The organism is Candidatus Chlorohelix allophototropha, assembly GCF_030389965.1.
Classification (GTDB): Bacteria; Chloroflexota; Chloroflexia; order Chloroheliales; family Chloroheliaceae; genus Chlorohelix; species Chlorohelix allophototropha.
The window spans coordinates 840,496-866,180 of the sequence record NZ_CP128400.1 but is presented as its reverse complement, the minus strand read 5'-3'; the positions used below and the strand labels follow the sequence as shown (position 1 = coordinate 866,180).

Annotated in this window: 17 protein-coding genes; 8 read left to right on the top strand and 9 right to left on the bottom strand. The window is 46.4% G+C overall.

Features of this window, described 5'->3' with window-relative positions; translation table 11 throughout:
• Positions 1–19 precede the first annotated feature (19 nt).
• Genes OZ401_RS16380 through OZ401_RS16370 form a run of 3 tightly spaced genes read left to right on the top strand, consistent with a single transcriptional unit; the run spans position 20 to position 5,992 of the window.
• Positions 20–1,870, top strand: a complete 1,851-nt coding sequence (locus OZ401_RS16380) for a non-ribosomal peptide synthetase (RefSeq protein ID WP_341471517.1) — start codon at positions 20–22, stop codon at positions 1,868–1,870.
• Positions 1,871–1,884: 14 nt separating this feature from the next.
• A complete protein-coding gene (locus tag OZ401_RS16375) occupies positions 1,885–5,193 on the top strand; it encodes a non-ribosomal peptide synthetase (RefSeq protein ID WP_341471516.1) in 3,309 nt (1,102 codons plus the stop codon).
• Between the two features lie 4 nt (positions 5,194–5,197).
• Positions 5,198–5,992 (top strand): thioesterase II family protein, encoded by a 795-nt coding sequence (locus tag OZ401_RS16370; protein ID WP_341471515.1) that lies wholly within the window; start codon positions 5,198–5,200, stop codon positions 5,990–5,992.
• Positions 5,993–6,012: 20 nt separating this feature from the next.
• Here OZ401_RS16370 and OZ401_RS16365 read toward each other — a convergent pair whose 3' ends face one another.
• The 4 genes from OZ401_RS16365 to glmU form a co-directional block, all read right to left on the bottom strand.
• On the bottom strand, positions 6,013–7,482 hold the full coding sequence (locus OZ401_RS16365; protein ID WP_341471514.1) for a M23 family metallopeptidase: 1,470 nt from the start codon (positions 7,480–7,482) through the stop codon (positions 6,013–6,015).
• A 63-nt stretch (positions 7,483–7,545) separates the two neighbouring features.
• The gene (locus OZ401_RS16360) at positions 7,546–8,937 is read right to left on the bottom strand and encodes a hemolysin family protein (protein WP_341471513.1); all 1,392 of its coding nucleotides are present in this window, start codon (positions 8,935–8,937) and stop codon (positions 7,546–7,548) included.
• 3 nt (positions 8,938–8,940) lie between these two features.
• Positions 8,941–9,882, bottom strand: coding sequence for a ribose-phosphate diphosphokinase (locus OZ401_RS16355; protein WP_341471833.1), 942 nt, complete (start codon positions 9,880–9,882; stop codon positions 8,941–8,943).
• A 9-nt stretch (positions 9,883–9,891) separates the two neighbouring features.
• Complete coding sequence (gene glmU, locus OZ401_RS16350) at positions 9,892–11,394, bottom strand: bifunctional UDP-N-acetylglucosamine diphosphorylase/glucosamine-1-phosphate N-acetyltransferase GlmU (RefSeq protein WP_341471512.1); 1,503 nt, start codon at positions 11,392–11,394, stop codon at positions 9,892–9,894.
• 208 nt (positions 11,395–11,602) lie between these two features.
• Here glmU and OZ401_RS16345 point away from each other — a divergent pair, with 208 nt between their 5' ends.
• Entirely contained in the window at positions 11,603–15,112 is a 3,510-nt protein-coding gene (locus OZ401_RS16345; RefSeq protein WP_341471511.1) for a PP2C family protein-serine/threonine phosphatase, read from the top strand.
• Here OZ401_RS16345 and OZ401_RS16340 read toward each other — a convergent pair.
• From OZ401_RS16340 to OZ401_RS16320, 5 genes are read right to left on the bottom strand one after another with little or no spacing between them, the layout of a single operon-like run.
• Complete coding sequence (locus tag OZ401_RS16340) at positions 15,109–17,193, bottom strand: prolyl oligopeptidase family serine peptidase (RefSeq protein ID WP_341471510.1); 2,085 nt, start codon at positions 17,191–17,193, stop codon at positions 15,109–15,111. The genes OZ401_RS16345 and OZ401_RS16340 overlap by 4 nt on opposite strands.
• Before the next feature lie 45 nt (positions 17,194–17,238).
• Positions 17,239–18,879 carry an aspartate:alanine exchanger family transporter gene (locus OZ401_RS16335; protein WP_341471509.1) on the bottom strand — a complete coding sequence of 547 codons (1,641 nt, stop codon included), beginning with the start codon at positions 18,877–18,879 and terminating at the stop codon, positions 17,239–17,241.
• 39 nt (positions 18,880–18,918) lie between these two features.
• On the bottom strand, positions 18,919–19,908 hold the full coding sequence (locus OZ401_RS16330) for a D-2-hydroxyacid dehydrogenase (RefSeq protein ID WP_341471508.1): 990 nt from the start codon (positions 19,906–19,908) through the stop codon (positions 18,919–18,921).
• Positions 19,898–20,926: a lysylphosphatidylglycerol synthase transmembrane domain-containing protein gene (locus OZ401_RS16325; RefSeq protein WP_341471507.1), complete on the bottom strand. Its 1,029-nt coding sequence runs from the start codon at positions 20,924–20,926 to the stop codon at positions 19,898–19,900. The genes OZ401_RS16330 and OZ401_RS16325 overlap by 11 nt, the downstream gene beginning before the upstream one ends.
• Positions 20,919–21,866 (bottom strand): glycosyltransferase family 2 protein, encoded by a 948-nt coding sequence (locus OZ401_RS16320; protein WP_341471506.1) that lies wholly within the window; start codon positions 21,864–21,866, stop codon positions 20,919–20,921. The genes OZ401_RS16325 and OZ401_RS16320 overlap by 8 nt, the downstream gene beginning before the upstream one ends.
• A 165-nt stretch (positions 21,867–22,031) precedes the next feature.
• Here OZ401_RS16320 and OZ401_RS16315 point away from each other — a divergent pair, with 165 nt between their 5' ends.
• The 4 genes from OZ401_RS16315 to OZ401_RS16300 all read left to right on the top strand — a co-directional run bounded on the left by OZ401_RS16315 (position 22,032) and on the right by OZ401_RS16300 (position 25,668).
• Positions 22,032–22,649: a TetR/AcrR family transcriptional regulator gene (locus OZ401_RS16315; protein ID WP_341471505.1), complete on the top strand. Its 618-nt coding sequence runs from the start codon at positions 22,032–22,034 to the stop codon at positions 22,647–22,649.
• A 53-nt stretch (positions 22,650–22,702) separates the two neighbouring features.
• Positions 22,703–23,983 carry a YhgE/Pip domain-containing protein gene (locus OZ401_RS16310; RefSeq protein ID WP_341471504.1) on the top strand — a complete coding sequence of 427 codons (1,281 nt, stop codon included), beginning with the start codon at positions 22,703–22,705 and terminating at the stop codon, positions 23,981–23,983.
• 164 nt (positions 23,984–24,147) lie between these two features.
• Positions 24,148–25,161, top strand: coding sequence for a fumarylacetoacetate hydrolase family protein (locus OZ401_RS16305; protein WP_341471503.1), 1,014 nt, complete (start codon positions 24,148–24,150; stop codon positions 25,159–25,161).
• Positions 25,162–25,179: 18 nt separating this feature from the next.
• The gene (locus tag OZ401_RS16300) at positions 25,180–25,668 is read left to right on the top strand and encodes a DinB family protein (protein WP_341471502.1); all 489 of its coding nucleotides are present in this window, start codon (positions 25,180–25,182) and stop codon (positions 25,666–25,668) included.
• Positions 25,669–25,685: the final 17 nt, after the last annotated feature.

The following is a 25,685-nucleotide window of genomic DNA, read 5'->3' as shown; positions in this document are numbered from 1 at the left end:
TGAGCATAAGGAGTAAATAATGGCTTTCTCCCTCAATCATGCCCTGTTACAATCGGCTAATCGTTCGCCCGATAGAGAAGCGCTCCGCTTTAACGGACAAAGCCTGTCCTATAGTGAAATGGTAGGTCGCACCGGCACAATTGCCCGCATTTTGTTTGAAAACGGTCTGAAACGCCAAGAGCGGGTGGCAGTTTTCATGAATCGGAGTTTTGATAGCCTCGCTTCTATCTATGGCGCTATGCAGGCAGGCGGCGTATATGTACCTTTCGACTCTTTCGCTCCTCCTGCGCGCCTAGCCGCTATTCTGCGAGATTGCGATATACATTACCTGATAACCGAGGATTCTAAAGCCCCACTGGTACAGCAAATGCTGGCAGAATACGATGGGATAAAGCTTATCATAGGTCTGTCGGACGTAGCTAACCTGAAAGCTGAAACCATCAGTTGGCAACAAATTCATACATCAGGCGTACTTACAGCGCCCGATGTTTCGGTAAATGAACAAGACCTTTGTTTGATTTTCTATACTTCGGGTACAACCGGGAATCCCAAGGGCGCGGCGCATGCTCATCGCAGTATGTTGAGTAATGTGGAGTGGGCTTTAGAAAAATTCGGCTTTACTCCCGAAGACCGCTTTAGCAATGTAACATCCCACCACTTTGACCTATCTTGGCTGGAAATGTACGCCAGTATTAGCGTTGGCGGCACGTTGGTGGTAGTGCCTGAGCAAACTGTACGTTTCCCGTCTGATTTGGCTGAACTTGCCGGACGGGAGCAAATTTCAGTATGGTGTTCGGTTCCTTCTGTGCTAATGCAATTAGCGCAACGTGGCAACCTTGATGCACAAAAACTCGAATCATTGCGCTGGATTTTGTTTGCTGGTGAAAGGTTTCCTACCAAACACCTTAAACATCTGATGTCACTTGTACCGCACCCGCGCTATTGCAATATGTACGGCACCACCGAGACTCATATTGCGCTTCACTGGGATGTTCCGGCGCTACCGGACGATTATGAAGAGCTAATACCTATCGGTAAGGGTTGCTCACATGTTGATGTTATGGCAGTTAACCCACAGGGTGAGCGGGTGAAAGCAGGTGAATCGGGCGAACTGGTCATACGCGGTCCCAGTTTGATGGAGGGTTACTGGCATTTGCCCGAACGCAATGCTAAAGCTTTGGTAAGGCACCGTTTCTCACCGGAACTTGAAGCGCTTTGCTACCATACCGGGGATTTGGTACAACAAATGCCGGACGGCAATTACTATATAATCGGGCGAGGTGATAGGCGCGTAAAAGTGCGAGGTAATCTGGTCGATCTGGATGAGGTAGAGCAGGTGCTACTTACTCATAGTCAGGTGCAGGAAGCCGCCGCTTTCACCGTTTCCACCGATGATGATACCGCTTGGGTAGAAGCGGCAATCATCCCCAAACCGCACACCCAGCCAACCTCTTCTGAGCTAAGGGTGCATGTTTCTCGCACCTTGCCAACCTATGCCGTACCTGAAAAAGTTAGGGTGGTTGACGATTTCCCGCGCACCGGAAGCGGAAAAATGAGCCGGAAAGACCTTCAAATTTCAGCACAGCAGGGCATAAGCGAACAAAGCCATCCGCAAAACGGCGACCTGAAAGAAACCCTCAAGCGTTATATTCTTACCGAGATACTGGGTGATTCAGGGGAAATATTACTGGAAGATGATACCGAACTACTGGAAAGCGGTTTGATGGATTCTATTGGGGTTGTACGATTGGTATCCTTTCTTGAGGATAATTCGGGGGTAAAGGTGCCTAATGATGAATTTATTGCCGAGAACTTCAGCAGCCTTGCCGCTATAAATAATCTGGTAGAGCGGTTGCGGTTATTGCGTTAACAGCCATATCTTTTATGACAACTATTTCGGATGAAACCAATAACTCCGGCGGTGTCATTCCTGTCACAGGCAAGGCTGATACCGTCTATTTTCCTCTTTCGTATGGGCAGAAATCTCTCCTGTTTCTACATCAGTTAGAGCCGGAAAGCGCTGATTATAATATCGCGCGGGCTTTTCGGATTCATGGTCTATTAGATGTTAATACTCTCTATAAGGCTTTGAATATCTTGACCGAACGTTACCCGATTTTAACGGCTGTTTTCGGCGAGAATCATGGTAAGCCTTCAATGCGCTATACAGGCTGGCATGAATCGATTTTTCAGCAAATAGCCACTACGGGTTGGAGTCAGTTTGCGATTCAGGAAAGGCTCAGGGTAGAAGCGATACGCCCGTTCCTACTAACTCAAGGCGTTCCGGTGCGTTGCCTATTATTCTCCAGCAATCCAGAAGAACATATCTTTTTATTTGTGCTGCACCATATCGTTTCAGATTTCCATTCACTCGAGCTTTTGTTTCGGGAACTGTGGGCGCTATATGAGGGGTTATCTTTGGGGCAGGCTTTAAGCAGTAAAAAAACTTCTGCCGACTATGCAGCTTTTACCGATTGGCAAAATAATTTACTGCAAGGTGCAGATGGGGATAAATTATGGGAATACTGGCAAAATCAGCTTGAAGGTGAGTTGCCTTCGCTAAATTTTATACGAAAAGAGAGTGGCTCACCAGATAACAGTATTAACTGCTCGTTCTGGCTGGATGAAGTTTTGAGCGCTAGCTTGAAAAACCTGAGTCGGAGAAATAACACCACTCTATTTCAAACGGTATTAGCGGCATATAACATCCTTTTGTTTCGCTATTTTGAGCAAAATGATTGTGTAGTGGCTGTCCCCTTTACCAGCCGTAATATGCGGGCTTACCGCAACACGATTGGTTATTTGGTAAACACCTTGCCCTTGCGTACCTATCTATCCTGTAGTGATACTTTCTTAAACGTGCTTGAAAAAGTGAAAGAACAGGCGCAAGGCGCTTTCAGTCATCGCGAATATCCTTTCCCCTTGTTGGTGGAAAAGCTGCAACCGGAACGGTTAGGCGCGAAAGTTTCGCTATTTCAGGCAATGTTTTCTTGGCAAAAAATTCGAGGCAAGGACGGCGATTTCTTAACCGCAATGGCGTTGAATTTGGAAGGGGTTAAATTACACAGCAATAGCCTTGTGTTAGAGACGCTCGATGTAGGTTATAAGCCCGCTCAGCTTGAACTGACTTTGGAAATGGGCGAGGTTGCGGGAAGGCTTCGGGCTAACCTGATTAGCCGTTCAGGGTTGTTTGATAAAGCCAATCTTGAAAGCATGCTAAAACATTTCTCGTGTCTTCTAAAAGAAATCTGTGCTAACCCTGATAAGCCGATTTCACGACTTGCTATGTTCCCTCCCGAAATGCGCCGGATTATTTTAGAAGATTGGAATGCAACCCTTCAACCTTTTCCCGTTGACACTTGTATTCATCAGTGCTTTGAAGTGCAAGCGACTAAAACCCCAAACAGCCCCGCTATTCTTTTCAATAACCAAACGATCAGCTATAAAACGTTGAACCAACAGGCAAACCGGATAGCGCAAATGTTGCGGCAAGTCGGGGTCAAAACTGAATCGCGAGTAGGTGTGTCTCTGGAACGCACTCCACTGATGGTAGCGGCGTTGTTAGGAATTTTAAAAGCGGGTGTGGCTTATGTACCACTCGACCCGCATTATCCGGCAGACCGTTTAGCATTTATGATAGAGGATTGTGGGGTTGAGGTGTTGTTAGGACAACCAACATGCGTTATTCCATCCTCTGTCCTTGTGCTTGAGCTTGGAAATGTTCTTGCAGATGTGGAATTGGAAGATATTCCTCCGCTCACTTCAAAAGTATCTTCACAAAATCTAGCTTACGTACTTTATACCTCTGGTTCAACCGGAGTACCAAAGGGTGTGGCTATTACGCATCGGAACGCCATAGCCTTGCTGGATTGGGCTTCCCGAATATATGATGATTTGCAACTAAAGGGGCTTTTGGCTTCCACTTCCCTATCTTTTGACCTTTCTGTATTTGAGCTTTTCTTGCCTTTAATTACAGGCGGTACGGTTGTTTTGGTAGAAAATGCTCTATCTCTGGCTGAAATTGAGGAGGCTACTGCCAATACCATAACGCTGGTAAATACAGTTCCTTCAGTGCTAAAAGAATTATTGAGGCTAGGAAAGTTACCCGAATCGGTAAGAACCGTAAATTTAGCGGGCGAGCCTTTATCGGCAGCACTAGTACAACAACTCTATTCAAATAATAGTATTCAGAAAGTCTATAACCTTTACGGACCTACCGAAGATACTACCTACTCAACCTTTGCCTTAATTCCTGCTGACGATTCAAAAAAACCTCCTATTGGGAAACCGATTGCAAACTCTTGCGGTTATATTCTGGATAGAAACTTAGAACCTGTACCACCGGGTGTGGCGGGTGAGTTGTATCTAGGCGGGGAAGGACTGGCGCGAGGCTATATAAACCGCCCCGCTTTAACCGCCGAACGCTTTATTCCCAATTCTTTCAGTCAGCAGGCAGGTTCACGGCTTTACCGAACTGGAGATTTATGCCGATACCGCCAAGATGGTACAATCGAGTTTTTGGGGCGTAAAGACTCACAGGTAAAAATAAGAGGCTTTCGGATAGAACCGGGAGAGATTGAAGCGGTTTTAGCCGGATACCCGGCGGTACGCGAGTGTGCGGTCATTGTAGCAAATGGTAATAACGGCGGGAAAAACCTGGTGGCGTGGGTTGCACCGAATGCCGAAAAAACCGTTCAAGCGGAAGAATTGCGTAAATATCTAGCACAAATACTACCCGATTATATGATACCCGGCGCATTTGGCATAATAAGCGCACTACCGCGCACCCCGGGAGGTAAACTAGACCGCTTGCGGCTTTCTAGCAACTTGCCTGAATCTGTTGCTGAAAATAAAGTCCCCAATGCCCCGATTACACCGACAGAGATGGCTATAGCTCAATATTGGGCTGAAATTCTGGGACTGAAAGAGGTGGGAATAAATGACAATTTCTTTGAACAAGGGGGACATTCCCTGCTTGCTACTCAACTGATTGCACACCTACGCGAACATTACCATATGGAGATACCCTTACGCAGTATTTTTGACCATCCCACTATAAGCTCATTAGCGATTTACTTAGATTTGCTTGGCGCAAATTCTATTGTTGAAGCCGATTTTGAACTATTGCTGGCTCAGCTTGAACAAATGCCGGATGAAGAGGTGCAAAAAAGGCTAGCCGAGTATGAGGTGTAAATAGATGTGGCTCTTCAAGAACCAACATCAAGAAAATGTAGCGCATAACCCTTGGCTGGCGTATTACAAACCTAACCCGAAAGTTAAGCTGCGTCTGTTTTGCTTCCATTATGCCGGGGGTAGCGCTTCGGTTTTCCGCACATGGGCTAACCGTTTGCCGGAATGGGTAGAGCTATTACCGGTGCAATTGCCCGGTCGGGAAGGACGAATCAGCGAAACTCCCATCGACAATGTATCGGAGTTAGTCTATGCGCTCAGGTCAGCCTTAAAGCCCTATTTAACGCCGTATCCTTTTGCTCTGTTTGGGCATAGCATGGGGGGCTTAATTGCTTATGAGTTGGCGCGTAGTCTTGAATTATCCGGTGAGAGTCAGCTTGCGCTGCTAATGGTTTCATCCCATCCAGCCCCACAAATTACCCTTGACGAGTATAAAATAGCCGGGCTTTCTGAAGAATCTTTTCTCTTTGAGCTTAATAGACGGTTTAATACCATTCCCGATTCTATGCGCCAGAACCAAGAGTTAATTGATTTGCTTATGCCAATGCTCCGCGCTGATTTTAGTCTGACCGAAAACTACCAATATAAACCCGGAAAACCATTAGCCTGCCCGGTTGTGGTGTACGGTGGAATGGATGACCCTGAAATAAAGGAATCAGCCCTTACACCTTGGCAGCTTCAAACTGTTGGTGCATTTAACATGCGCTTATTTAGAGGCGATCATTTTTATTTTCAAAAATCGTCTGAAAATCTTTTAAACGATATAAGTTCGCGGTTACTCAGATTAGCTATTCCTGAATAATTAATGTACCAAAGGGCTATTTAGAAATCTCTCTTAATCCACTCCTCCGGGTCAACCCCGATAGCGCCAATTCGTATTTCCCAATGTAAATGCGCTCCGGTGGAAAGCCCGGTTGTGCCAACTTTTCCGATTAAATCGCCCTGATTTAGCATATCGCCTACCTTTACTGCGATAACCGACTGGTGAAAATAGGCGCTATGTACCCCTAACCCATGATCTATAATTACGATTCCGCCCCGCACTTTTTGAAATTCCGCCAGCACTACTATCCCACGCTGCGGCGCTCTAATCGGCGTGCCCTGCGGTACTCCCAAATCAATTGCGTCATGAATTTCGCTGCCGCCCCCTACATAATCGCGGCGAGAACCAAAGGGCGTGGTGATTGGTCCGGTAAGCGGCCAGCTAAAACGTCCGCTCCAGAGCTTTACAGGAGTGACCTGATTGTAGAAGCTGAAATCACGGTCGCGTTCGCGTTGTTGCTCCTCATCGCTGCCTAGACTAGATTCTACCGCAGGGTCAAGCTGTATGGTCTGGTGTTCAAATTGACCCGCTAGAACGCCTATATTCTGGTCAAAGCGACGCACAACTCCCGTGTTATCAATAATTTCTGTTCGCAGTAGTTGCGGACGCAAAGCCGCATTACTCACAATAGGCGCATATGCAGCCAGTTCCCCCGCCTGAGAAACGAATGTTAGTTTCTGACCATTGAAACTGGCTGTAACATTAGAAGGCACACTTCCTAGCACCCGCACCTTGAGAGTGTGTCCCTGCACTACTGCGCCAGAATCTGGTCGAACACCGAACGTTTGGGGCAAGTGGTGCCCGGTTAGTCGGAAAGAGTCTGTACCCAACAATCCTAATAACACCTCATATTCAGTTCCGCTAAATTCGGGATGATACTCAAAGCGGTTGCGCTCAAAATATTGTACGGTGTAGCCACCTTCGGTAAATTCCTCCGAAATGGGAAATCCAAAAATAGCTAGACCACCATGGCTATCCCAATAACGTTTAAATCCAGCGCTAAGGGTATGCCGGGTTTCGGTGAAATAATAATGGTTTGGGGTGCTAGGCACATAGGGCGTGGGGTCGAATTTACGCCCGACAACAGTTTGAACTCCCAACAAACCTAATTCTATCTCGTAAGGTGTTCCCTTAAACTCAGGGTGATACTCGAAACGCGCTCGCTCAAAATACTGGACGGTGTAATTTTTTCCATCAGCCGGGTTTGCTTCGGTATATTCTTCCGATAGTGGCAAGCCAAACTGAGCCAAGCCCCCATGCTGTTGCCAGTAAGTGCGGAAGCCACCCGCTAGATAATGCCCGGTATCTGGGAAATAGGTGCGTGTAGGGTCGGTAGCAACTGGAAAGGGCAGACTATCTCCGGGATCGAGCGCCACGTTTGTTACAGCTAAGGCTGGAACAGGTACAACCAATATTGATAGCAAAAAAACCACAGTAAAACATACACCTGCTGGTCTTATCACTTTCACTTTTGAAACTCCTCTATATCCAGAGATATGCGTTTTTGAAAACCACAAAAATGCCAAATGAAGCTAAATATCAAAACTTTCATTTGTTTCCTGTGTTTTGGCTTCAATTGGGTTATTGTGTATAAGTCTTATTTGGCGTAAGCGTTGCCCGCTGACACTCATAACGATAATAGCAACGTCCCCCGGTTCCAATTCGGCGTTTACATCTTTAGTGGTTCCATTGCGGTCAAGTATAATTTCATTGCCCGGTTCAGGAACACGCCCTAGAATTTCGTAAACCAACCCGCCAATCGTATCTACCGCTTCGGACTCCCAGCGAGTGAGGAAAAACTGGTTTACTTCCTCCAACTTCATACGGGCATCAACTATTATTTCGTCTAGGTTCAGGCGCACATATCCGGCGTTAACTCGGTCATATTCATCGTGGATTTCGCCCACAATTTCTTCGAGCAAATCCTCGATTGTCACTAATCCGGCAGTTCCGCCATATTCATCTACTACAATGGCGATATGCACGCGCTTGTTTTGTAATTCGCTAAAAAGCGTATCGGCACTTTTAGATTCAGGCACAAAGTAAGCCGGGCGTAGCATCCGTATCAGGCTGAAATTGCTGCGATCGCGCACGCATGCTAACAAATCTTTGGCATACAGAATACCCACTATTTGATCAATACTATTGCGGTAAACAGGTACTCGACTGAAACCGCTGTTTTGGATTATCTCAAGTAATCGATCAAGTGAGCAATCCAACGGTACTGCAACCATATCGAGGCGCGTAATCATTATATCGTGGGCAGTGCGATCGCCAAACTTCGGCGTAGAAGTTGGTTGCTCCGGTTCGGTGAGATACACAAACCCGAACTCATCTCCTATGTTCGCCATTAGCTTTATTCTATCTTCAGTGGGGTGTTTTTTTGTGACTATATTTGCGCCTATACGAACAATAAAGTTAGCGATTGGTTCAAACAACCACATTTCAAAGCGCAATAGCTTTATTGAACGGTTTGCAGCACGTTCTGGAGTTCGTAGGGCAAAACCGCGCGGAATGGCGCGGGTGAAAAGCAAGATAATACAAATCAGGGCAAAAACCATTAACGAAACCCAGAAGTTGTAGATATTGAACTGGTGGATGGCGCTAATGGCGCTGGCTGGCGCTATGATATAACAAAAAATATCGGCAGTGCGCATTACATTTGATAGTTGGGGCAAATCTTTGGTGATATCCCCCAAACCGGGATGTTGCTCTGCCAATTCTTGCAGTTGCTTTCGCGCTAGGGCAGCAATGCCCGCTCTGGTGTAAGCATTTGCTTCAAGCAAAATTAGCGCAATAAGCACCCCAAGTAATGATAAACCGAACACTACATAACGCTCAGGCGTTATTTCCTGCTCTTTGCAGGGTGGTAGCTCTGTCAAGAATATTATCAAGAAATTACTACCGTCCGAATCTAGCCCCATATATTATTTGCTAAACATCACACTAATAGAAAGATCTTTGTGGATTCGGGTAATCGCTTCGGCGATTATCGGCGCAACCGAAAGAACCTTTATACCCAATTTCTCAGCATTGGGTGCGACCGGATAGCTGTTTGTAACTATGACACTTTTCAGGCTAGACTTACCTATTTGTTCAAGGGCATCTCCGGCAAATAAGCCGTGTACCGCGCAGGCATAGACTTCTTTTGCGCCTCTTTCCATTATCATGTCTGCTGCGCTAATAAGCGTACCGCCGGTTGAGATCATATCATCTACAATTACGGCTGTTTTTCCTTGTACATCACCGACCATATCGATAGTGTTAACCACATCATCTTCGGGTCGCTGTTTGGCAATAATTGCAAGGCTAGCGTTGAGCCTGCTGCGGAATTCGGCGGCTCTGCGCACACCACCCGGATCAGGTGAGACAATGACCATATCTTTAAGCGCCATCTGTCGCAGATAATCTGATAAAAGGGGACCTGCACGCAAGTGATCTACCGGTACTTCAAAGAAACCTTCGATTGCAGGAGCATGTAGGTCAATTACCAGAACCCGGTCAACCCCTGCCGACTCAATAAACTTAGCTACAACTTTGGCGCTAATCGGTTCACGACCGCTGGTTTTCTTTTCTTGACGAGCATAAGCATAGTAAGGGATTACGGCAGTGATTCGCCCAGCGCTGCTGCGTCGGAGCGCGTCAATCATAAAGCAAAGCTCGATGATATTATGATCGACCGGCTCACAAAGAGTCTGGATTACAAAAACATCTCCCCCACGCACGTTTTCTTCGAGACGTATGCGGGTTTCATCGTTTTTAAATGTGCTGACGAGCGCTCTACCCAAAGTGGTATTCAATTCACGGGCGATTTCTTCAGCTAGCGCCCGATTCCCGTTTCCACTGAATACCTGTAGCCTACCGTCCATTGCCAAAGCTCACTCCTCCTTATTCTCAGTATTTTCACTTACTGATTTACGCCGAATAGGTCGCGCCGGCATTCCCACTACCGTCACCCCCGGCTCTACATTTTTTGTTACAATTGAGCCTGCCCCCGTTGTGGCATCATCGCCAAGTGTAAGCGGAGCACGTAAAATGCTATCGCTGCCGATAAAAACATTATCGCCAATTATAGTTTTATTTTTGTTTTTGCCATCGTAATTTGCGGTTATTGTACCTGCCCCTACATTTACCTTTTTGCCAAGGGTAGCATCACCGATAAAACTAAAGTGGCTTTGCTTAGAGTCTGCTCCGATATGAGCGCGGCTTACTTCTGCGAAATTGCCCATATAAACCCCCTCTTCCAACATACAACCGGGTCTAACATGGGAAAATGGGCCGATGCTCACGTTATTTTTTAGAGTTGAGTTTTCTACCATCGAAGCATTTATTACGCAATTTTCTCCAATAGTTGCTTCTACAAGAATAGTATTTGGACCAATCACGCAACCCTTTTTGATTATACATTTGCCCCTGATATGCGTATTTGGCTCAAGTATTGTATCGGCTTCGATTCGTGCAGTAGCGCTGATATAGGTCGAAGCGGTATCAACGATAGTGACACCGTTAAGCATATGCTGGCGTAACACCCTGTGGCGCATTATAATTTCAGCCTCAGCTAATTGCACCCGGTCATTGATTCCCAATACTTCCTCGAAATCGGTTTTCATGGTTTGCACCGGATGGAGTTCGTCAGCCGCAATAGTTTTTAAAGCCATCGCGGGTAAATCGGTGAGGTAATATTCGCCTTTAGCCGGGTGTTTTTCAAGCCGTCTTAAATTTTCCCAAAGCCACTTACCCTGAAACAGGTAAAGGCTAGGGTTAATCTCTTTCAAATTGCGTTGTTGGGGTAACAATTCGGCTTCTTCAATAATCTGGCAAAACCGCTCTTTACCATCGCGAATTATTCGACCGTATCCATAAGGATTTTCAGCTTCTGTAGTAACAAGGGTGACAAGAGGATTAGAGGTTAGGTGTGATTGGATTAGGCGATTTAGTGTATGAGCTTTAACCAATGGTCCATCACCGAGTAAAACAAGCACATGTGTGGTGTCAGCATTTTCCAGCTTGGTTAGCTCATTCTCAGCGCATTTTACGGCATGCCCTGTTCCAAGTTGCTCATCTTGATAAACTATCAGGTAATTCCCCTGTTTTTTTACAACATTTGCTACTTCTTCACCCGAATAGCCTACTACGATTGCAGTTCTCTCAGGGGGGATTCCGGTGTGGCGTACTGCTCTTAACAGGTGATAGATCATCGGTTCTCCCAACAGCGGGTGTAATACCTTGGGGAGTTTGGAGCGCATGCGCGTGCCTTTACCGGCAGCTAGAATCACTACTGCAATGTTAGCGGGGTCGGGGGGTATATGGTCAACAATTTCACCGCTTGCTTCAATATACATATGCAATTTCTCAATTCCGGTATTATTCGTTAAATTCACGAGCCTTACTCGTGGGCATGCTAACCGATTAAAGTTTGCTCTGTCAAGCAATCGAGCTACAAAACATTTATACTTTTCTAACTATATATCGTTGAGTTCATTTTATGGGAAATATCTCTTATCTTATTGATGATAAGATGCATTACCTCTCAAAATGTAGTAGAATGCCTCAAACTTATATGTTATTTTCTGATTTGGGAACTTAATTTTGGCACAATTCGCGCTCAGGATAATAGAAGAAGCTCATATCGGGCTTCGCAAAAAAGAGCAACAAGACTTCCATGGTCATACTTTTATCCCTGCTAATCCGGATAAGAACTTATTGCCTTGCTGCCTTGTAGCAGTAGCTGATGGCGTGAGCATGGGTGCGGCTGGTGCGCTCGCAAGCAGAACAGCGGTGGAAAACTTGCTTGCCGAGTTTGCTCGATTATATAGCAGTGGGCAACTTGAAGCTGGGTTTGCCTTGGAAAAAGCCTTACTTAAGGCTAATCTCGAAGTTTTTAAACTGGCGCGTGATCGCCCCGGAATGGCAACCACCCTCGTTTCTGCCTTGATACTAGGCGACCAATTAATAACGGCTCACATTGGCGACTCAAGAATCTATCTAGTCCGCCCTAATCTTAATTTTGAACCAATTACTATAGATCATAGCTGGGTTAAAGAATTCGGCGAAAACTTGGTTCGTAAAGGCTATTTGACCGAAGAAGAGTTGAAAAAAGACGGGCGTAGGCATAGTATCACCCGTGCGCTAGGTTTGCAGGACTCCTTGCTGGTTGATTTTAATGTCCGTACTCTACAGGATGGCGACTTGATTTTGACCTGTACCGATGGTCTATGGGACATGGTGGGTGAGTACAAAATCGAGAAAATACTGGCAAGCGGACTACCTGAAGCAAAATCCAGCACCGGGCAGGAAAAGCTAGATGCCCTTTGTCACAATCTGGTACAGGCTGCGCTGGATGTTGGTGGTCGCGATAATATAACTGTTTCTATGACTCTGGTCGATGGAATTGGCGAGCATGTAGTAATGCCCGGCTTGGCAAAACTTTTGGAACGTACTGCCCTTGATCTCTATGAACGTGTCAATTCGGTTGAAGATATAGTCGAGTTTTCTGAAGAACCCTCTACGCTAAGCGCAATTCCCTTAAAAGCTATACCCTACCAGCCAATTGGAGTGGTAGATTTGCCCGCAGTGGAAGAAAAAGCGCCACAACTTGAGACAATAATGTCGCAAGGACAGCAATCTTTTGCGCTTGGGCAGTGGGAAGAAGGCTTAAACCAGCTAATTGAACTGGAATTGCTTGAACCTGATCACCATGGTTTGTACGAAACTCTCAGCAATTATCTGGTGCGTTATATTGGTTCAGCGATTGAGAACAGCGAATCGGCAAAAGCAGAGCAATTTTACCTATCGTTGCTGGAAAAAGGCATAACTCGTTATGATCAGCTTATTTTTGATCATTGCCTGAACGAAAGCAAGCGTGCCAGTAGCGAAAGTAACTATAATTTAAGTCTTACATACGCCAATTTTGCAGGACGATTACAACCGCAGGATAACCGCATACGTCAACTTCAGGAGATAAATCAGTTATATCTTGAGCTTAAACGTACCGATCTTACAATAAGTCAAAAATTATCAATCGCTCAGAACCTTTATGCGCGTGACCCGGAATTCGGTTCGATACAGGATGATTTGTGTTCGGTGTATATGCAGTTGGGCGATGAAGCAGCTCGTAACTCAGAAGACGATGATGCGATTGGCTGGTACGAATTAATTGTGCCGTTGCGTCCCCGTGATAAAAGGCTGGTTTCGCTGGCAAATTCCAAACTCAGGTCGCTGCAAGATAAGCGCATCCGCCAATCCGCTCAGACCGGTCTACGCTTTAAGAGTACTGTGCCTGTCCCCAATGGGCTGGAAAACATGGTCATTCCAAGTGGGCCAGACGGCAAGCCGGAAACCGAAGGGATGGGACGACTTAAAGATCGGGTCAGCCGCGCTCAGAAAGCATGGGATAACGGGCGCAGGGAAGTTGGCGCAGAATATATATATCTAGTAGATCAACTCAATCAGATTCTTTCACCTAACCCGTGGCAGCCCACTTTCCCCCGCGTTTGCTATGATTATGGGAAATGGTTGTTAGAGCAAAAGCAATATTCGGAGGCAAAACCTTATTTTATTAAGGCGCAATCGTTAGGCATGAGCGCTGCCCAGCAACGTCTTAGTGAAATAGAAAGGATGGGGAAAGAGAATACTTATGGTTCTAGAGGTGCGCCCCCGGTAGATTTGCCGGATTCTGTACCTCCTAAACCTGAAAAACCGTCTATTTCAGCCATTGAAGCCCAATATACCCAATCTAATATAACCGGTGCCACTCAAAAAGTTCCAGTAATCAATCCTTCGGCTGCTTCGGAACAAGGGAGCTATACTTACTTACCCCCTGTTGCACCTAGCGGTTATGTTGCAGCAGCGGCAGCCTCAAGTGATGAGCGTTTCCAGAAACCGGAACGTCTGGTCGGAGTATCCGGTGAAACTCGCACTCCAAACATGGTGGATCCGCTTCAATCTGCTGCCATGCGCGAATCGCGTCGGTCAGGGTCATTCGCACCTCCTCCACCGGTAGCTTCTCGACCACTTTCTCAGCCAATAGGTCCCAACCGCTTTATAGAAATTGCCCGAAATTTTTGGATACCCGCATTATTAGGGCTTGTAATTTTTATAGCGGTAATATTTGTAGCTATTAACATAGTTTCGCGGATGAGCCAACCCTCAGATAGTTCAACCCAAGTTGCCTCAACTCAAGCAAACTCTGCTCAAGGCACTAGCCCTAATCTAACCGCAACAATTGCACGTTCATCACGAGTACTAGTAACGCTTGAAGGCGTAAAGCCCGAGAGTGTACAAATGTGGTTGGCGGCTCAAAATGAGCAACGCTCTGTTTGGCGAGAACTTAGCTATACCCCATTGTTGGGTTTCCAACTGAATCAGGCTGACTTCTCCAAGCTTGATTTCACTATGAAATACACTCTGGTTATAACTCCGCGTGATACCAATACGAATAATTTCCGTAAAGACCTGCCTTTAGATGCGCCTACTCAGCTATTATTTAGCAAAGGCAACCTAGCTATAACTTCCAGCGCCGGCTTGAGTACTAGCTTTGCCCTACCTGCCGAAGCTTTGAATTTCTACCCTCTTTCCGGTGGTACGGTTGATACAACTCTAGCCGATGGTGGACGCTTTGTTGCTGCTACTCGTCACAACTTACGTGGTGAGTTCCTGAAGCTCTATGATAGCTCTGGTGGTGTTGGTCGTTTTGGCTATCCGATTAGCGAGGAGTTTGATTGGGAAGGCATAGGGCATGTCCAGTTCCTAGAACGCGGCTGGTTGGTACAGAGTACAAATGATAAACTCGTAAAATTGGGTAAGCTAGGCAGTGATGTGCTTGGGGTTCAGAACTGCGAAGCAGTACCCAAACCCCCGCCGAATGTGGGAACTGGCACTCCAAGAGTGGATACTTCCTTTGCCAATTATCTGAAAGCTAATCCCGCTATCGGGCAACCATTAAGCACCGCTTTTGAAGTGAGTGAAGGCAATTCCAAAAAGAAAATCCAGTATTTTGAGTTTGCACGCCTTGAAATAATAAGCGGGGCAACGGATGGTCCCGTAACTCTTGGGCTTTTAGGTAGCGAAATGGCACGTTGCAAGAACTGGTATCGTTAAACTGCCTTCTCTAGTCCCAATTGCCAGAGTACAAAAGCCATAATTTCTGCTTGCTCATCAACCATTTTGCTAACAGGCTTTCCCTGCCCATGCCCTGCTCTTGTTTCTATACGTATTAGTATTGGGCGCGTTTTATCGGCTTTTGCCTGCAACAAAGCCGCCATTTTTCGGGCGTGTAGCGGGTCTACTCTTCCGTCACTTTCACCCGTAGTTATCAGCGTAGCCGGATATTTTTGACCATCTTTTACATGGTGGTAGGGCGAATAGGCGTACATCCATTGGAATTGTTCGGAGTCTTCGCTGCTGCCGTATTCAGGAATCCAGATACGCGCAATCAAAAACAGGTGATAGCGGATCATATCCAACAAAGGCACTTGGCAAATTGCTACCTGAAATAAGTCTGGGCGTTGGGTGATAGCTGCCCCTACCAAAAGCCCGCCATTACTGCCCCCCTGAATCACCAACCTAGTCGAGTTGGTATAATTATTGGCAATTAGCCACTCACCCGCAGCGATAAAATCATCAAAAGTATTCTGTTTGTTGCCAAGCATACCACCTTCGTGCCACTTTTCGCCGTATTCGCCACCCCCGCGCAGGTTTGGCAGCGCAAAAATGCCCCCTTGTTCCAGCCAGAGTCGCAACCAACCGGAACCGTATTCTGGAGTGCGGCTGACATTGAATCCCCCGTAGCCGGTTAACCAGACCGGGCACTGCTCGTTTACAGTGAGGTCGGCTTTATGCACTATGAACATTGAAACGGGAGTGCCGTCTTTAGAGTTATACCAGACTTGTTTTACTGCAATATTTGAAGGGTCAAAACCGGGTGGATTTGGGTGCGCTTTGAAAATTTCTAGCTGTTCTTTGCCGATATGATAGCTATAAGCGGTAATCGGGTAGGCAAAAGAGGTGAAAGAAAAAAGTAACTCATCTTCTTTGCTGCTGTTCATTGGTCCGTAAACCGTTCCCAGCGCAGGCAATTCGACATCCTTTTCCGGCTTGCCTTCCAAATCATAAAGAGTTATCCGCGAAATAGCGTTATGCAGAAATATACCAACCAACTGTTGCCCGATTACCTTGAGGTTTTGCAGTGGGTGTTCGCCTTCAGGGATGATCTCGCGCCAGTTTTCAAAGGCAGGAGTGGCAACCGAGGTTTTGAAAACCCGAAAGCGGGGCGCACCTCGGTTTGTGAGGATATAGAGATAGCCGTTTGATTCTTCGACTAAGTTCAGAGATTGAAGACCTTCGGTTAGTTTGCTAAAAACGGGTTCAGGTTGTTGTATGTCCGCCCAATATAAATCGGTTACAGCCCAACTGTGGGCTACTGTAACTAGTAAATAGCGTCCATTGTCCGCCAGCAATAGCTCAAGACCAGCCTGCGGGTCTGAATCTTGAAAGATTAATATATCCTGTCCAACTGCATCATCCAACTTGTGAAGAAATACTTTTAGATTGTAAAACTCTTCTCCCGCTGGAACACTTCCCGGCTCAGGAAAACGGGTATAATAAAACCCGCTGCTATCAGGCAACCATGCTAGATTGCAAAAGCGGGTGAAGGCAATACTATCGGATAAGTTCTTTCCGGTTGCAATATCGAGGATATAAAGTGTGCTTAGTTCGCTACCCCCTTCTGAAAGCCCATAGGCTACCAGTTCACCATTTTCGGAGGGATGCCACCAATCTAAGGCTATTGTACCGTCTTCACTGAGGGTTGCCGGGTCTATTAGTGGTTTATCCTCGCCATTTTCACGCACATAAAGAACTGCTTGATTCTGTGCGCCACTTCGTGAGATGAAGAAATAGCGTTTTGCTTTACGAATGGGTGGATACACAAACCCGACTTTTAAAAGTTGGCTTAGTCTGGCTTTTAGTTCTGACAAACCGGGTCTGGTTTCCAGCCATGAGCGGGTATAGGTATTCTGAGTTTCAGTCCAAGCGCGTACTTCTACGCTCTCCCCATTTTCCAACCAGCGATAAGGGTCGGTAATTTCGACTCCTTGAACAACCTCAGTAACCGGAACTTGGGTAGTGTATGGCGCTTCGAATTGATTAACCTCTTTGTCAAGCATGCCAAACCCTTTCATTTGTAAAAGAATTTCCTATACCCGCAAGCACTCAGCGCAATTGAGCTAGAGTAGCAATGTTAATAGAATCTGCGTGAACAGGATTTTTGAAATAATAGCCACCGGATAGACAGTTGAGTATCCAATATTGGGTAAATCGTTTTTGGTTTGTTCCAACGCAAAGCCTAGCACTGCCGGTTGGGTTTGCAAACCTGCTAAGATACCAAGCATTACACCCATCGGAATTTTGAAAACTTTATGACCGATAAAGAGCGTCAACAGCGCCATAGTCACAGTAATGACTATACCAATCAGGAAGATTAAAACGCCCCCACCTTTGGTAAAGGTACTTACAAAAGGATAACCGGCACGAGTACCAATTGCTGCCAGAAAGAACACCAGACCTAACTGCCTTACCAACAGATTAGCGCTGTAGGGTAAATCCCACACAATTCGCCCGGTATGATGTATTTTGCCAAGAATCAGCGCAACTATCAAAGGTCCGCCAGCATTACCGAGTTTGAAAGTGATTCCTCCTGGCAGTGGTATCGGGATTGCCCCAACCAGCAAACCTAACGCTAACCCCAAGCTAAAACTCATGATGTCAATTTCACTGAGGGCATGATAGGAGTCACCCAATATTTTCCCGACCTCAGCCATTCTCTTAGGAGGAGCAACAACCCTGACTCTATCGCCCAACTCCAGCACGGTATCGCCTTGCGCCAGAAATTCCACATCGCCTCGCCGAATACGAGTGAGGATAGCGCCGACTTTTTCGTGCAATCTCAATGAGCGGATTGTATGTCCCACCACTTGACGGTTGGATACAAACATACGGCGGAAATCTAGTTCAGAACGATCCATATCAATTTGCTCATCGCTGATTACTCCTAACCAGTTAGCTGCAAGCTTAACATCTTCTTCCGTTCCGATGATGCTCACCAGATCGCCCGGTAGCATCTGCGTTTTTCCGCCTACCAAAGAAAGGCGATTTTCGTGTTTAATTCTGCTCAGTACAACTTCCCATCTGTATTTCCGAATCAAGCCCTGAACCGGATAGCTTCCAACTTCAGGGTTTTGCACCAGCACTGTGAGATTTATTAGTTTCTCGCCACTGTTTCCGAATTCCTTGTGGGCGCGGCTTTCTTTGGCATAATCTATCTTCCAAACCTTTTGAAGTATATAGATTACGACAATCATGCCGATTACACCCATCGGATAGGCTACCGAATAGCTTACCACCGGTTCTGCCAACATCTGTTCCACGCTGTCTTTAGGCGCGGAAGTCTTGATATATTCGAGTGCGCCTGCCAAAGCTGGTGTATTGGTAAGGCTACCGGCGTAAAGCCCGGCAGTGATAGTGGCTTTCATCTCGAATATTTTATTAGCACCAAAAGCCATAATAGCGGCAAGTAGCAGCATTGTGCCGACCATCAGGTTGTCCCGGAAACCGCTGCGTCGGAATGAGGCAAAGAAGCCCGGCCCACTGGTCAAACCCACCGTGTAAACGAACAAAATTAGCCCTAACTGGTACACAATTTCCGGTAACTTCACGTTAGGGTCGAGCGCTCCGAAAGCAATACCTACAAACAGTACTGCTGCTACGCCCAAACTACTTCCACCAACCTTAATTTGTCCTAGCGGGTAGCCGATTGCTGCTACTAGCGCCAATAACAAAAGAGGGTTATCAATCAATAATTGAATCATATAGCGCCTGTGTCCATTTAATTGTCACCTATATTAACGTCAATAGCCAAGCCTTTTGTTTACAATATTTAGCAAAGTCTCACCATTGAGCCATCGGTACAGGTTCTGACAGAAAAATTCTGCCGTAGAGGGTAAAAAACCATCAAAACTGCCGGACGAATGGGGCGTTATAAACACATTAGATAACTCCCAAATAGGAGAGTCTTCGGGTAAGGGTTCAGTTTCAAATACGTCCAGTGCTGCACCGCTAAGGAGCGAGTCTTTTAATGCTGCGACCATTTCAGCTTCTTTGACCAATGCCCCTCTTGCAATATTGATAAAATAGGCGGTTCGTTTCATCACTTCAAATTCTGCGTACCCTATTAACCCCTTTGTTTGGGGGGTCAGCGGTGCGGCTAATACTATATAGTCACTTTCCGCCAGCAGATTCTTTAATTCGGTATCGGGGTATAATCTATCCAATTCCGGGTATGCCACATCAAGGGTTCGCTTAGTTGCAATAACACGCATATCAAAGGCACATGCCCGTTTAGCTATTTCGCGTCCTATTTTGCCATAGCCTATAATCCCCAACGTTTTACCGGCAAGCGCCGCCGGTTGGTTCTGATTCCAGTTGCTCACCCATTTATGCTGCTTTTGATATTCTCGCTGTTCCAATAAATCGCGAGCATGCAGAATAATGTAACCCATGACTTGATCCGCCAAAGCGCCCGCCATGATTCCCGCTGCATTGGTGAGTATTACCTCACTTTCCAGCAGTTGCGGGATTTCCAGAATCCGGTTAACCCCGGCGAAGGGGGCATGAATCCAGCGTAGCAAGTGCGCTGCTACGAATTGCTCTTCCTTGAGAAAACCGCCATAAATAATTTCTGTATCTCTGATCTCCTCTAGGATCATTTTATCACGCTCATCGCCTTTTAATGTTTCAGGTATAAAGGTTATTAGCATACCACCTTTGGCAGCAATATTTCTGATTTTATCCTGAAACTCCGACGTTAACCCGCTCAGGCAGAGCAACTTACCCGGCATTTTTTTCTAAATCCTCCTCATTCTGGAATTTCCAGATAACATATCCCGCGACAAGATTTACCAGATTTAACAATAGAATAAAACTGCTCAGGCTTATAGCCTTTTCATGTAGATAGCCTAGTTTATCAAGGATTGCTACCAATGCCACATCCCGCGCGCCGATGCCCGCTACCGATACCGGAATGAGGCTTACAACTGTAGCGAGGCTGCTTACCGCCACTACCTGTAAGGGGTTCAGGTTCATGCCCAGCGCCAATGCCAGTAACCAAATCCTGAAAAGCGCCAAAGCCGATGCCAGTAAAGTTGCTCCAAAAACAGGTGCAAAATTCACCGGGCGTAATTTTTCCTCTGCTTCCGCCTCTTCGCGCTGTAACGTGCGGTTGGAACTTGCTTTGCGTGCCAAGAGCAAGCGCAGGGCGATATTCAGTAAGCGAGTACGCATTGCCGGGAGTGATAAGGCTACCAAACCCGCCAGCGTACCGCCTAGCAGTAAGACCAGAACCGGCAATTCCCCGGCGAAATCCGCTCCCAGAAATAACAAACCGCTCGCTGCCAGCAAGATCAACACTGCCACATCAAAAAGCCGATCTAAAACTACCGAAACCAGCCCACGACCCAAAGGGTAACCCATATCGCGCAGGTAAAAAGCCTTAATCGCATCTCCCGCTTGCCCCGGCGTAAAACTACCCGCAGACAAGCCAACGGCATAGAGACGGAAGGCTGTTTTAAAGCCGAGTTTTATAGACAGGTCTTTCAGAATGAGATTCCAGCGCCATGCTTTGAGAGCTATAAAGGGGAATACCAGCAGAATTGATAATACAACCAGCCAGAGGTTAGCTTGGCGTAAATCATCCCAAATTTTAAGCGGGTCAAGGTTCAAGCGGGTCAGGAAGAAAACCAGAAGCGCAGTGCCGCCTATTCTTACAACCCAACGCCAGAAACGGGGATTGGTGTAGAACGAGCGACCGGTCATGGTCTTTTCAACGCCTGACGAGTAGCTCGGTTCATTCTCACCCATCCTCTCTTGCAACTCCTACTTGTTCGCCGGTAAGCAGTTCATGCGAAATGATTTCAAGTAACTGGGTATCTACTTGCCCGATTCGCTCAAACCTCAAAGCGGCGATTTGTTCTGAAATTAACCCCACTAGAAAGAATATTATGCCCATACTGAGCAGCAACACTGCACCGTTAGGGATGTTACCTCGCAGTACCACATTACCAAGTCCGTACAGAAATCCTAGTAGCAGCCACATAGCGGCGATAGGCAAGAAAATCTTTATAGGATTGAAAAGGGTGATGATTTTCAGAATAATATTAATGAAACGGATACCATCCCGGAATATGCGAATTTTGCTCTTGCTGCCTTTGGCGCGTTTATGTACCTTAATAGGCACGAATTTAACGTTGTAACCGCTTTTGATAAAGCTCATGGTGGTGGTGGTAGGGTAGCTGTAGCCGTTGGGTAGCAGGTGGATAAACTCTAATACCTTTTCACGTTTGAAACAGCGGAATCCGCTGGTTAAATCTGGAATTTTCATCTCAACTAGATAACTGGCTAAGCTATTGTAAGCCCAGTTGGCAAAGCCGCGATGCAAACCCGCCTGTCCTGAAAAATCGCGCGCCCCTATAACCAGATCATACTGCCCCATATGTTCCAGCAGTCGATCAATATCTTCGGGACTATGCTGACCATCGGCATCCAACAGCAAAACTGCTTCGCGCGTGGCAGTGCGAATCCCGCTCTTTACTGCTGCTCCGTTGCCTTTGTTATAGGGATGTCGTACTACCTTTGCCCCTTCACTAGCAGCCTCAAGGGCAGTGCGGTCATTTGAGCCGTCATCTACCACAATAATTTCAGCGCGAGGTTTTATTTCACGGGTGCGTTTTACCACTCGTGCTATAGAGGCTTCCTCATTATAAGCAGGGAAAACGATGCTCAATTTATCATCAGAAATCATGCGGTTGCGCTCTTTGTCCTTTCAGTTACTGTATTATAGCCGATTAATTATCCTTTAGAGTTTACCTACCTGTCAAACTGAGCTAAGAGCTTGCGCAATTACCACTATTATGATAAACTGCTTTATGGTTAGTAAACACTAACCAAACGAAAGCAAATAAAAGCAATGGAAGAATTAAAAGAGAAAAAAGAACGGTTGAGCGGGAAAGAACGGCGTGCGCTGATTCTGGCAAGAGCAAAGAAGGTTTTTGCGCATGGTAGCTACGCCGAAGCCAGTACCAGTGAACTGGCAAAAGCCAGCGAAATAAGCGAGCCTATGCTTTACAAGCATTTTGGCAGCAAAAAAGGTCTATTCCTATCGGTGCTAGACGAGTATATAGAGCGTTTTTTCAATATGTGGCAAGGGCGTTTGCACAGTCTGGAACAGGAAGACCCCTTAAACGCGCTGGCGCAAATCGGGCTTGAATATCGCAGCGCAATAAAAGCAGATCCCGAAATCCTTAAAATATTATTTCAAGCAATTGCCGAATCGGGTGATGCTGAAATCGGGCAGGCTGCACGCCGCAACAATCAAAAGCTGCGGGCTTTCATCTATGAATTGCTTGAACATGCCAAAGAGCAAGGTAAAATCGACCCTAACCTGAATCTTGAGGCTGCTACATGGGTTTATGCGAGTTTAGGCTATGCTATGCAAATTAGCCTCATGTTAAATCTGGATGACGAATTGGATGAGAACATGCTGGTAGAAATCCATCGTTTGTGGCTGAAGGCAATAAAACCTTAAGCTACTTTTTTTCGATAATTATGTTAGTTAGCACTAACAAATAAGAGGGAAATATGATCCGAAACCTTTTTAGCAAGAAATTAACCTGGTTCTTCATGATAATAGTTTTGCTGGTAGCAATGTTTAACACCTTCAGCTATCTAGGCGCATTCCTTGACCCCACCGATAACACCAAAAATTTGCCGATGGCAGTTATAAATACCGATAAAGGGCTAGAGCAGGGAGGCACAACCATAAATCTCGGTAAGCAAATTGTAGATAAGTTGCTTGCTCCCGCCGCAGACGGCAACCAAACTTATAAATGGACTGAGCTTGGTAGCCGGGACGAAGCTTTGGCAGCTTTAAATGAAAACAAATATTTTGTGGCGTTGATTATCCCGGCTGATTATTCCGCCACTCTAGCTGCACTACAAGGTGCAAACCCTGAACATGCGGCAATACTCGAAATCTTGACCAATCAAGGAGCAGGCACGCTTGGTTACTCTCAGGCGCAGGGCGCGGCAACTGCGGTGGTAAACAGCCTTTCTAAAACTACTGCTGACCAAATGCTACAGAGCTTGACCGCCGCAGGGGCTAAACTCAACCCGGCAGCAGCCGTCATACTGGGAAATCCGGTGCAAGCTAAAATTACTGCGGCAGTGCAGGTTGGTAGCCGTAGCGCACGAGGAATGTCGGCATTCTATCTAGCAATGATGCTTTCACTCGGCGCGTTTCTTGGTACTAATATCCTCGGTACGCTGATAGATCTTTTCTCGGAACACCGTCGCAAGAGTGGGCATAAAACCTCACCTATTAATATTTTCTACAGTAAAGCCATTCTTTATACTTTTATGGCTTTGGTGGTAGCCGGTGGCGTTACTCTGATGGCAGTGGTATTTCTCGATATGGATACACCTGATGGCTGGAGCGTATTGTTATTCTCGGTGTTAGGGTCGCTGGCAGTCGCAGAAATGTCCTTGTTATTCCAGATTACCTTTGGACGGCTAGGTTTGCTGGTAGGCGTGATGTTCTTTACTATTCTGGGCGTACCCGCTTCAGGTGGTCCCTATCCGGCTCAGATGGTGCCTGAATTCTGGCGTTTCCTACACGGCTGGCTGCCCATGCGCTATATGACAGATGGTTTGCGCTCGTTGCTGTTTATGAACGGCAATATGGATGCCGGTTTGGGTAAGGCAATTCTGGCGCTGGCGCTTTATGCGGTAGGTGGCTTGCTGGTAGCATGGCTCGCCAGCCATCTTATTGAGCGTCACAACGTTTGGGAAGCCGCTGATGGTTTGGTTGACCAACTGATTGAGGGTGCAGTAGAGACTAAACAGCCTGTTACAGTACAATAATACTTATTACTAAAATAGCTACATGCGAAGTATCGTGACGGATACTTCGCTTTTTTACGCTCTAGCTTTGAATAATGCGATTTAATATAGCGGTCAATTTGAGCCATGCTATAATGTTTGAACTGTCCATCAGCGATTTATCGTGGAAAGGCAACTATTAAAAGATGAAATTGGTAAGTTATGTGCTTCATACTGAAGGCATAAATCATAGAGTTGAAATGTATGCCCATCGCCAAGCAAAAGCTCAAGGTGGTGTACTGGTGGGGAATCGCGTATATGACCTTAGCCAAGTTTGTGCTTGGGCTGATGCTCGCAAGGATATGGAGTTAGTACGACGGGCAAACACTGTGCTGGAATTTTTGCATCTGCCCATTGCGCAGCAACGTTCTCTCAGCCGTATATGTCGGGAGTTGCCTGTCGCCGATATGCACAGCTTGGATTTGGGAAAAATCAGGCTGCGCGCCCCGCTAGAAGTGCCGCCAAGCCTGCGGGATTTTTATTCCTTTGAACATCACGTTAAAACCGCACGAGCAAATCGGGGGTTGGAAATGATACCAGAATGGTACAAAATCCCTGCTTTCTATTTTTCGAATCACCGTGCTATTTACGGCAATGATGAATATTTGCCTTATCCACGCGAATCCTCTGCTCTGGATTTTGAGCTAGAACTAGCCTGTGTTATCGGCAAACCCGGACGCGACGTTCCTGCCGCCAAAGCCAGTGATTACATCGGCGGCTATTTAATTATGAACGATTGGAGTGCGCGTGACTTGCAAATGGAAGAGATTAAGGTTGGCTTAGGACCTGCCAAGGGGAAAGATTTTGCCACCTCCCTCGGACCTTGCCTGATCACTCCCGATGAACTTGAAGATAAAAGGATTGGGGTAGGCGAAGAGGAACGCTTTGATTTAGTGATGAAAGCACGTTTGAACGGGCGCGAAGTTTCTCTTGGTAATTTTAAGGATATACATTACACTTTCTCGCAAATGATAGAGCGGGCTTCTCTAAATGCCTGGATCGAACCGGGTGATGTTTTGGGCAGTGGTACAGTTGGCACAGGCTGTTTGCTGGAACAAGGCGAAGAGCGAGAACGATGGTTGCAACCGGGCGATGTGGTTGAGCTTGAGATTGAAAGATTAGGGATTTTGCGTAATACAGTTGTCAGCGGTGATGTTTAAGCTAAACCGGAGAAATGTGTGTCAAGTATAGAAGATGCTTGTCGTCGAATGACAGATGCCTTTAATGAAGTAATCGCGTTGGCAGATAACGAACTGTTGCAAGTAAACCCGGATGCTCTTTACCACAACACTTCAGGCGTGGAATGGAGCATTATGCAAGTATTGGCGCACATCGCTGAGTTTATGCCCTATTGGGCGGGTGAAATTGAGAAGATATTGGTAGTGCCGGGCGTTAAATTTGGGCGTGGCATTGAGGATGAAAATCGGGTCGGCGCTATAGCCGAACATGGAAACGACTCGTTAGCGCAAATGACTGCTTCTTTGCGTGCTGCCTATGCCCGATTATTTGTTACGTTGCTTAGATTAACGGATGCCGACCTAGATAAGAGCGGCATCCATGTTGTTCAGGGTGATAAGACAATTGCCTCAATTATTCATCATACAATCATCGGGCATTTAACCGGGCATCTCAACCAGATTCGCCAAACACTAGAACTGGTGGAATAGCCCGGTTCAGTAATATC